The organism is Citreimonas sp. (genome assembly GCF_042096055.1).
GTDB lineage: Bacteria > Pseudomonadota > Alphaproteobacteria > Rhodobacterales > Rhodobacteraceae > Citreimonas.
This window is the reverse complement of the sequence record NZ_JBELMH010000053.1, coordinates 8,366-18,523: the sequence shown is the minus strand read 5'-3', so window position 1 is coordinate 18,523 and position 10,158 is coordinate 8,366. Positions and strand designations below refer to the sequence as shown.

The 10,158-nt window shown below is 73.4% G+C and carries 2 protein-coding genes and 2 pseudogenes; 3 read left to right on the top strand and 1 reads right to left on the bottom strand.

The genetic code is table 11. The features are described 5' to 3' along the window. Window positions 1-4,821, top strand: a 4,821-nt coding sequence (locus ACFDTC_RS12280) for an SDR family NAD(P)-dependent oxidoreductase (RefSeq protein WP_375259170.1), incomplete at its 5' end; no start/stop codon positions are given. 33 nt (window positions 4,822-4,854) lie between these two features. On the opposite strand, the gene ACFDTC_RS12275 is transcribed toward ACFDTC_RS12280, so the two are convergent. Further along, on the bottom strand, window positions 4,855-5,064 hold the full coding sequence (locus ACFDTC_RS12275) for a hypothetical protein (protein ID WP_375259169.1): 210 nt from the start codon (window positions 5,062-5,064) through the stop codon (window positions 4,855-4,857). 647 nt (window positions 5,065-5,711) lie between these two features. Here ACFDTC_RS12275 and ACFDTC_RS12270 point away from each other — a divergent pair. Together ACFDTC_RS12270 and ACFDTC_RS12265 are read left to right on the top strand one after the other, a co-directional pair. Continuing rightward, a pseudogene (locus ACFDTC_RS12270) lies at window positions 5,712-9,599 on the top strand (MupA/Atu3671 family FMN-dependent luciferase-like monooxygenase); the annotation flags it as partial. A 44-nt stretch (window positions 9,600-9,643) separates the two neighbouring features. After that, window positions 9,644-10,158: pseudogene (locus ACFDTC_RS12265) on the top strand (peptide synthetase); the annotation flags it as partial.

Here is a 10,158-nt window from a genome sequence, read left to right as displayed (position 1 = left end):
GTGGCCTTCCTGTTCCCCGGCGGCGGCGCACAATACGCCGGCATGGCGCGCGACCTTTACGAGACCGAGCCGGTCTTCGCCGAGTGGATGGACCGCGGCCTTGCACATCTGGCGACGTTGACCGACGCCGACATCCACGCGCTGTGGCTGCCCGAACCGGGGCAGGAGGCCGGCGCCGATGCGACGCTGCAGCGCCCATCGCTGCAATTGCCGCTGATCATGATCGTGGAATACGCGCTGGCGCAGATGTGGCGCGGCTGGGGGATCGAACCCGCCGTGCTCGCCGGCCATTCCATGGGCGAGAATACCGCCGCCTGCCTTGCCGGGGTGATGTCCTTCGAGGATTGCATCGGGCTGGTGCACCTGCGCGGCACGCTGTTCGACACGGTCGCGCCGGGCGGCATGCTGTCGGTGGCGCTGTCGGCGGACGACCTGCGCACGCGGCTGGGCGGCGATCTGGACCTCGCGGCCGAGAATGCGCCGGGCCTCTCGGTCGCCTCTGGACCCCGCGCGGCGCTCGATGCGCTGGCGGCCGGGCTGGCGGAGGAGGGCGTCGATTGCCGGCGCATCGGAATCGACATCGCCGCGCACAGCCGGATGCTGGACGGCATCCTCGCCCGCTTCCGCGCCTACCTGCAGGGCATCGCGCTGCACCCGCCGCGCATCCCGCTGGTGTCGAACCGCACCGGACGGATGATGACCGACGCGCAGGCGACCGATCCCGATTACTGGGTCGACCACCTGCGCGGCACCGTGCGCTTCGCCGAATGCGTCGACACGCTGGCGCGCGAGAACCGCGTCTTCCTCGAGGTGGGGCCGGGCGGCGCGCTGAGCGGCCTCGCGCGGCAGAACCCGTGCGTCACCGCGAACCAGGCGCTGGCATCGCTGCGCCATCACGACGACCGGGTCGCCGACGACCGCCACATGCTCGAGGTGCTGGGACGGCTGTCGGCGCTGGGCGTGGCAATCGACTGGGAGCAGATCTGGGGCAACGGGCGCCGGCGCGTGCCGTTGCCGACCTATGCGTTCCAGCGGCAGCGCTATTTCATCGAGCCGGGGCTGGATCGCCCCGCGCCGGCGAAGGCCGAACCGGAGCGCGAGGACGACATCGCGCGCTGGGGCTGGCGGCCGGTCTGGCGGCCGGCGCCGCTGGCGCTCGACCTCGACCCCGAAGGCACGCCGGTGGCGCAGGCGGACGAGCCGCAGACCTGGCTGCTGTTCGCCGACGAGGCCGGGCTGGCCGACGCGGCCGCGCACCGCCTGCGCGCCGAGGGGCATCGCGTGACGCTGGTGCATCTGGGCGACCGATTCGCACCGCGCGGCGACGATTTCGTCATCGCACCCGAGCAGGGCCGCGGCGATTACGACCGCCTGCTGGCGGCACTGGCCGAGCGCGACCGGCTGCCCGACCGGATCGGGCATTTCTGGCTGGTGACCGAGGGCGAGGGGCACCGGCCCGGCTCGAGCTTCTTCCACCGGGTGCAGGAGCAGGGGTTCTACGCCCTGCTGTACCTGGCGCAGGCGATGGCCGAGCGCGGCGGGATGACGCCGCACGTGGTGGTGGTGACCTCGGACGCCGCGCGCCTGGGACGGGCGCCGCTGCGCCACCCGGCGAAGGCGACCGTGGCCGGGCCCGCGCGGGTGATCCCGTGCGAGTTTCCCGGCGTGACGGTGACGACGCTCGACGTGGCGCTGCCGCCTGTCGTGGACCGGCCGCGCCGCGCACGCGCCAAGACCGCAGCCGCACGCGCCCGAGTGTTCGGAGCCGTCGTGGACGGCGTAATGGAGGAGCTGCGCGCCGCGCCGGGCAACCGGGTTGCGGCGCTGAGAGACGGCCGGCGGTACGAGACGGCGATGCGGCGCGTGCCGCTCGACCCGCCGTCGGTGTCTGCCCAGCAGGATGCGGTGGTGCTGATCACCGGCGGCTTCGGCGGCGTCGGACTGACGCTGGCGCGGGATCTGGCGGCGCGCGGCGTGGCGCTGGTGCTGGTCTCGCGCGCGCCCCTACCGCCGCGCGAGGACTGGGACGCGGTCCTGCACAAGGGCGGCGACGCGGCCGACCGCATCCGCGCGGTGCGCGCGCTCGAGGATGCCGGCGCGCAGGTGATGGTCGCCGCGGCGGACGTGTGCAATGCACCGCGCATGGCGCAGGTCCGTGCCGAGGCCGAGGCGCGGTTCGGGCGCATCACCGGCGTGATCCACGCGGCGGGCGTGATGCGCGACGCGCCGATCCTGGGCAAGAGCGCGTCTGCGATCGAGGACGTCTTCACGCCGAAGGTGCACGGCACGCAGGTGCTGGACCATGTGTTCCCCGACGGGTCGGTGGTCTGGATGGCGGTGTTCTCGTCGATCTCGACGGTGACCGCGCCAGCGGGCCAGGTCGACTACGTCGCGGCGAACGCGTTCCTCGACGCCTGGGCGCAATCGCGCGCGGGCGGGGCGACGCGGGTGGTCGCGATCGACTGGGGCATCTGGGCCGGGGTCGGCATGGCCGCCGAGGCGATCGCTTCGCACGGTGCCGACGCTGTGCAGGAGGCGGTCGACCTGCCGCTTCTGGATACCACGGGCGTGGATGCGCGCGGCGACCGGGTCTTCGACACGCGGCTGACGGTCGGCGACTGGGTTGTGGGCGAACACCGCACGCGCGCGGGCGACGCGCTGCTGCCGGGATCGGCCTGCGTGACGCTGGCAGCGCATGCGCTCGCCGCGCTGGGCGAGGCCGGGCCGTTCGAGATCCGCGACCTCGATCTGTTGCGCCCGCTGCGCGTGCCCGATGACGGCGCGCGGTTGATGCGCACGCGCCTGCGCCGGGCGGTCGACGGCTACGACATGGACGTGCTGGCGGACTTCTTCGCCGACGGGCGCGCCGGGCGGGCGCTGACCGCGCAGGCCGAGCTGTCGCTGGCGGAGTTCCCACGTCCCGCGCCGCTCGACGTCCCGGCGATGCGGGCGCGCTTGGGCGCACCGCGCGGCGGCGGGCGGATCGCCTCGGCGCAGGCGCCGCTGCTGGATTTCGGGCCGCGCTGGCAGGTTCTGGAAAGCCTCGCGCTGGGCGAGGGCGAGGGGTTGGCGGAGCTGTCGTTGCCCCCCGAGGCCGAGGGCGACGGCTGCATCGTTCATCCCGCGTTGCTGGACATCGCCACCGGCTGGGCGATGGAGCTGATCGCGGGCTGGGCGCCCACGCATCTGTGGGCGCCGGTGCGCTACGGGCGCGTGCGGTTCCACGGGCCGCTGCCGGCGCGCGTGCTCAGCTGGGTGCGCAACGCCGCCGCCAACCGGGCCGAAGGCGAGACCGCCAGCTTCGACATCGTGCTGGCCGCGCCGGACGGCACGGTCGCGATGGAGATCGATGGCTTCACCATCCGCCGGCTCGCCAGCCCCGAGGCGCTGCGCGCGGTCCCCGCGCCGACGCAGGCCGAGATGGAGTTCGACGACGCGGCGCGCGCCGAGCCGCGCAGCCCGGCCGAGGAACGGCTGGCGCGCATGGCGCGGCTGGGCATCCGCCCTGACGAGGGTGCCCAGGCCTTCCACCGTGCGATGGCGTCGGGGCTGGGTCAGGTGGCGGTCAGCGCGCTCGACCTCGACGCGCTGATGGCCGAAGCGGCGCGGCCGCCGGAGACCGCGGAGGCCGCCGGCGGGTTCGAGCGCCCCACGCTCGACAGCGACTACGTGGCGCCGGAGACCGAGATCGAGAAGACGCTCGCGGGCTTCTGGTCCGACCTTCTGGGCATCGCCGAGATCGGCGTCGGCGACAGCTTCTTCGACCTCGGCGGGCACTCGCTGATCGCCGTGCGGCTGTTCGCGATGATCCGCCGGACCTATGCGGTCGACCTGCCGATCTCGGTGCTGTTCGAGGCGCCGACCATCCGCGCCTGCGCCGCCCTGATCGAGGCGCGCACCGGCGCGGCGCCCACGCCCGATGGTGCCGCGACGGGCGGCGTCGCCACGCTGCCCCAGCAGCGCCGCTTCACCCACGTGGTGCCGATGCACGAGGGCGCGGGCGGGCCGGGCCGGCCGTTCTTCCTGGTGGCCGGCATGTTCGGCAACGTGCTGAACCTGCGCCACCTCTCAACGCTTCTGGGTGGCGACCGGCCGGTCTACGGGCTGCAGGCGCGCGGGCTCTACGGTGCCGAGCCGCCGCACGAGACGATCCCCGACGCCGCCGCCGGCATCATCGCCGAGATGCGGCAGGTCCAGCCCGAGGGGCCTTACATGGTCGGCGGATTCTCGGGCGGCGGGATCACCGCCTACGAGATCGCGCAGCAGCTGCGCGACGCCGGAGAGGTGGTGTCGATCGTGGTCATGCTCGACACCCCGCTGCCGCACCGTCGGCCTCTGCTGTGGCGCGACCGGGCGGTCATCCAGTGGCACAAGGCGCGCGCGGCGGGGCCGCTCTACCCGCTGAACTGGGCGCGCAACCGGATCGCGTGGGAGTTCACGCGGCGCCGCGCGCCCGGAACGACGAAGGACGACGACAGCTTCCACGACGCCGAGATCGAGGCCGCGTTCTACCGCGCCATCGCGGTCTACGCGCCGCCCCCGTGGGACGGGCCGGTGGCGCTGTTCCGCCCGCCGCTGGCGGGCGCGTGGCGCGTGACCGGCGGCCGCTGGGTGCGCTCGGACCGGACCTATGCGCTGCACGACAACGACTGGAGCGCGCATGCCGGCGACCTGTCGGTGCACGAGGTCCCGGGCGACCACGATTCGATGGTGCTGGAACCCAACGTGCGCGTCCTGGCGGCGATGCTCCGCGACGTCCTGCACCGCGCCGAGACCGCCGGCGCGCCGCCGCCGGCGCGCTATGCCGCGGCGGCCGAGTAAGCCCATGCCGAGCATCCTGGTCATCATCCTGAACTACCGCACCGCGCCGATGACCCTGCGCGCGGCGCGCACGGCGCTGGAGGCGATGCGGGGCCTGCGGGCCGAGTTGATCATCGTCGACAACGCCAGCGGCGACGGCTCGGACATCGCGCTGGCGCAGGCGCTGGCCGAGGAGGACTGGGCAAACGGCGCGCCGGTGCGGCTGATCCTGTCGGACGTGAACGGCGGCTTCGGCGCGGGCAACAACATCGGCATCCGCGCGGGCCTGTCGGACGGCACGCGTCCCGACTACGTCTACCTGCTGAACTCGGACGCCTTTCCCGAACCCGACGCGATCGCGCGGCTGGTCGACCATCTCGAGGCGCATCCCGACGTGGGCATCGCCGGCAGCTTCACGCAGGGTGAGGACGGCGTGCCGCACGAGACCGCGTTCCGCTTTCCGTCGGTGTGGTCCGAGATCGAGGGCGCGGCGCGCACCGGGCCGGTGACGCTCCTGTTGCGGCGCCACGTGGTCAGCCCCGGCGTGCCCTCGGACACCGGGCCGGCGGACTGGCTGGCCGGCGCGTCGATGATGATCCGGCAGTCGGTGCTGGACCGGATCGGCGCGTTCGACGAGACGTTCTTTCTGTATTTCGAAGAGACCGACCTGTGCCGGCGCGCCGCCGATGCCGGCTATGCGCGCCATTTCGTGCGCGACAGCCAGGTCGTGCACATCGGCTCGGCCTCCACGGGGTTGAAGCGGCGCGCGCGTCTGCCGGGCTACTGGTTCGACAGCCGCTGGCATTACTTCAGCAAGACCCACGGCCGCGCCTATGCCGTGGCGGCGACGCTGGGCCATCTTCTGGGCGGCGTGCTGTGGCGACTGCGGCGCCTAGTGGACCGGCGCGGCCATGCCGAGCCCGAGCATGTCCTGCGCGATCTCGCCTGGCACGATCTGCGTGCGGCGATCGCCCCGGGCGCGCCGCGTCGCCGCCGGGACGCGAAACCGGTGCGGCAGGAGTAGCGCCATGACCCTTTCGACGGTTCTGATCGGAGACGACACACTTCTGGTGCAGTGCGCCGAGCGGCTTCTGGCACGGGGCGGCACGATCGCGGCGGTGGTGACTCTGGCCGAGCCGGTGGCCGCGTGGGCTGCGCATCGGGGCCTTCCGGTGATCGCGGCAGACGGGGATCTGCGGGCCGCGCTGGCGCCGCTGCCTTTCGACTGGCTGCTGTCGATCGCCAACCTGCGGGTTCTGCCCGCGCCGGTGCTGGCCCTGCCGCGCAAGGGGGCGATCAACTTCCATGACGGGCCGCTGCCAGAGCGCGCGGGGCTCAACACGCCGGTCTGGGCCATGCTCGACGGCGAGAGCGCGCACGGCATCAGTTGGCATCTGATCGAGCCGGGCATCGACACCGGCGACGTGCTGGTGACGCGCGCGTTCCCGATCACCGAAGACGACACCGCGCTGAGCCTGAACGCCCGCGCCTTCGAGGCGGGGCTCGACGGCTTCGAGGCGCTGCTGGACCAGCTTCAGGAGGGCGCGCTGCAGCGGCGGCCGCAGGACCTGTCGACGCGGCGCTACCATGCCCGGGACGACCGTCCACCGGCGCACGGCGTGCTGGATCTCCGCAAGCCTGCGGCCGAGCTCGCGCGCTTGGTGCGCGCGCTGGATCACGGTCCGTACCGGAACCCGCTGGCGCTGCCGAAGCTGCGGCATGGCGGGCGTCCGGTCGCGGTGGGGCAGGCGCGGATTGCAGGCGGTGCGGCCGCGGCGGGCACGGTGCTTGCGGCCGACGCGGACGCGCTGACCGTGGCCTGCGGTACGGGCGCGCTGGTCTTGGGCGGCTTGCGCGACGTGAACAGCGGCGCGGCGCTGACCGGCACCGAAATCGCTGCACCGGGAGACCGGCTGGACGGCCTGTCGGACGACGAGATCGCCGCGCTGGACGCACGCGTCGCTCGCGTGGCGCGTCACGAACGCGCGTGGCGCGAGAGGCTTCGGGCGCATGGTGCGCTCGCCGTGCCGGGCTTGCGGGCCGGCGACGGCGCGGTGCGGTCGCGGGTGCTGGACTTGGGCTCGGTGCCGCTCGCCTCGGTCGCGCTGTGGGCGGTGCGCCTGGGGCAGCCCGGCGACGCGATCGCCTGGCGCGATGGCGCGCTGGCCGACCTGTCGCAAGGCGGCGTGATCTCGGACTGGGTGCCGCTGCGCCTGCCCGTGCCCGACGGCTCGATGGCGGCGCTGGGCACGGCGATGGAGGACGAGATCGCGGCCCTGCGCGCGCTGGGCGGCTTCGCGCGTGACCTGCCGCTGCGAGACCCCGCCCTGCGTCCGGTGGCATCCCCAGCCGTCGGCCTGTCCGACGGCGCGGGCGCGATCGCCGGATGCGCGCTGACGGTCGAACTCGGCGAATGCCCGGTGCTGCACGTGGACACCGCGCGGATCGACGCGGACATGGCCGAACGCTTGGCGCTTCGGCTCGAGGCGATCGCGAAAGCCGCGGCGCCGGATGGCGGCGCTCAGACGATGCCGCAGATGCACCCGGACGAGCGCGCCGCTCTGATCGACGCCCCGAACGCCACCGACACGCCGTTCGACGCCGACCTGACGATCCACGCCGCGTTCGAGACCCAGGTCGACCGAACGCCGGACGCGACCGCCGCAATCTATCAGGATCAAGCGATCAGCTACGCCGCGCTGGACGACCGCGCGAACCGAATCGCGCAGGTGCTGCGCGCGCGCGGTGTCGGGCCCGGCGCGGTGGTGGGCCTTTGCCTGCCGCGCGGGATCGACCTACTGGCCGGCGCGCTGGGCATCCTCAAGGCCGGTGCGGCCTACCTGCCGTTGGACCCGGCCTATCCGCAGGCGCGGCTGCACCACGTGCTCGACGACAGCGGCGCGACCGTCGTGGTGACGCACGCCGCGCTGGCCGGCACGCTGCCCGATGGGCTGTCGCTGCTGGCGCTCGACGCCGACCCTGCGATCCACGCCGCGTCCGACACGCCGCCCGAGGGCGGCGCGACCGGAGAAGACCTCGCCTACCTGATCTACACCTCGGGCTCGACCGGCAAACCCAAGGGCGTGATGATCGAGCATCGCGCCGTGTCGAACTTCTTCACGGGCATGGACGCGCACGTGCCGCACGCGCCGGGCGACGCCTGGCTGGCGGTGACGTCGCTGTCCTTCGACATCTCCGTGCTCGAGCTGTTCTGGACGCTGGCGCGCGGGCTGCGCGTGGTGATCGCGGGCGACGCGCCCGCGCGCGTTGCGGGCGAGGGCGCTTCGGGCGGCGGGGGCATGGACTTCTCGCTGTACTACTGGGGCAACGACGACGCGGCGGGCGGCGACAAGTACCGCCTGCTGCTGGACGGCGCGCGCTTTGCCGACGAGAACGGCTTTGCCGCCGTCTGGACGCCCGAGCGGCATTTCCACGCCTTCGGCGGCCCTTATCCCAACCCCTCGGTCACCGGAGCGGCGGTGGCGGCAGTGACAAAACGGATCGGCGTGCGCGGCGGGTCGGTCGTGGCGCCGCTGCACCACCCCGCCCGCATCGCCGAGGAATGGCGGTGATCGACAACCTGACGGGCGGCCGCGCCGGCATGGCGATCGCCAGCGGCTGGCAGCCCGACGATTTCGTCCTGCGCCCCGAGAACGCGCCGCCCGACAACAAGCGCGCGACCGAAGAGGCGCTGGACCAGGTGCGCCGGCTGTGGCGCGGCGAGGCGGTGGCGTTCCCGCGCGCCGACGGCAGCCTGCAGTCGGTCGTCACCCAGCCGCGCCCCGTTTCGGCCGAGCTTCCGGTCTGGCTGACCACCGCCGGCAACCCCGAGACCTGGCGCCAGGCGGGCGCGGCGGGCTGCAACGTGCTGACCCACCTACTGGGCCAGAGCGTGGACGAGGTCGCCGGCAAGATCGCGCTCTACCACGATGCGCTGCGCGGGGCGGGGCACGACCCGGCTGATTTCGCTGTGACGCTGATGCTGCACTCTTTTCTGGCGGACAGTCGTGAGCGTGCCCGCGAGATCGCACGCGGCCCGATGAAGGCGTATCTGCGCGCCTCGGCGGGGCTGATCAAGCAATACGCCTGGGCCTTTCCCGCGTTCAAGCGACCCGCCGGTGTCGACAACGTCTTCGACCTGACGCTGGACGAGGTCTCGGCCGAGGATCTGGACGCGATCCTCGATTTCGCGTTCGAGCGGTACTTCACCGACAGCGGGTTGTTCGGCACGGTCGAGGATGCGCTGGCCCGGGTCGACGCGCTGCGCGCGATCGGCGTGACCGAGGTCGCCTGCCTGATCGATTTCGGCATCGACTCCGACACCGTTCTGCAGGGCCTGCGCCCGCTGGCGCGGGTGGTGCAGGCCTGCCAGGCGACGGGGCCGGCGGCGGACGACTTCTCGATCCCGGCGCAGATCGTGCGGCACGGGGTGACGCACCTGCAATGCACGCCGTCGATGGCGCGGCTGTTGCTGGCCGATCCCGGCACGCGCGCAGCACTGGGCCGGCCGCGCCACCTGTTCCTGGGCGGAGAGCCGGTGCCGGGGTCGCTGGTGCGCGATCTGCAGACGGTGGGCGACGCCACGCTCACCGCGTTCTACGGCCCGACCGAGGCGACGATCTGGTCGGCGGCGAACCGCGCCGGCCCGGACGAGGCGATAGTGGGGCTGGGGCGTCCCATCGCCAACACGCAGCTTTACGTGCTGGACGCCGCGCGCCGGCCTGTGCCGCTGGGCGCCGAGGGCGAGCTGTGGATCGGCGGCGCGGGTGTCGCGCGCGGCTACTGGAACCGGCCCGACCTGACGGTCGAGCGCTTCGTCGACAACCCGTTCCACGGTGGGCGAATGTACCGGACCGGCGACCTCGTGCGCCGGGATGCGGATGGCGCGCTGCGCTTCCTCGGCCGGGCGGACGACCAGATCAAGCTGCGCGGGCACCGGATCGAACCCGGAGAGATCGAAGCGGCGCTCGAGGCACAGGACGGCGTCGCGCAGGCGGTGGTCATCGCGCACGAGGCGAGCGCCGGAGACGTGCGCCTGGTCGCGTTCCACACCGGCGAGGCGTGGGATTCCGCAGCCTTGCGCGCGGCGCTCAGTGCGCGGCTTCCGGGATACATGGTGCCCGCCCGCGTGGTGCACCTGGACGCGTTCCCGCTGACGCCCAATCGCAAGATCGACCGCGGCGCGCTCGCCGCGCAAGCGGCGCAAGGCAGCGTGCCGGTCAGGTCCGAAGCACGCGATACGGCGGCGGTTGCGCCTCCCGCCCCCGGGCGCGAACCGGCATCCGCGCCGGACGTCGCGCAGGTGCAGGAGAGGCTGGCCGCGCTGTGGCAGCAAATCCTGGGCGTGGAGCGGGCCGG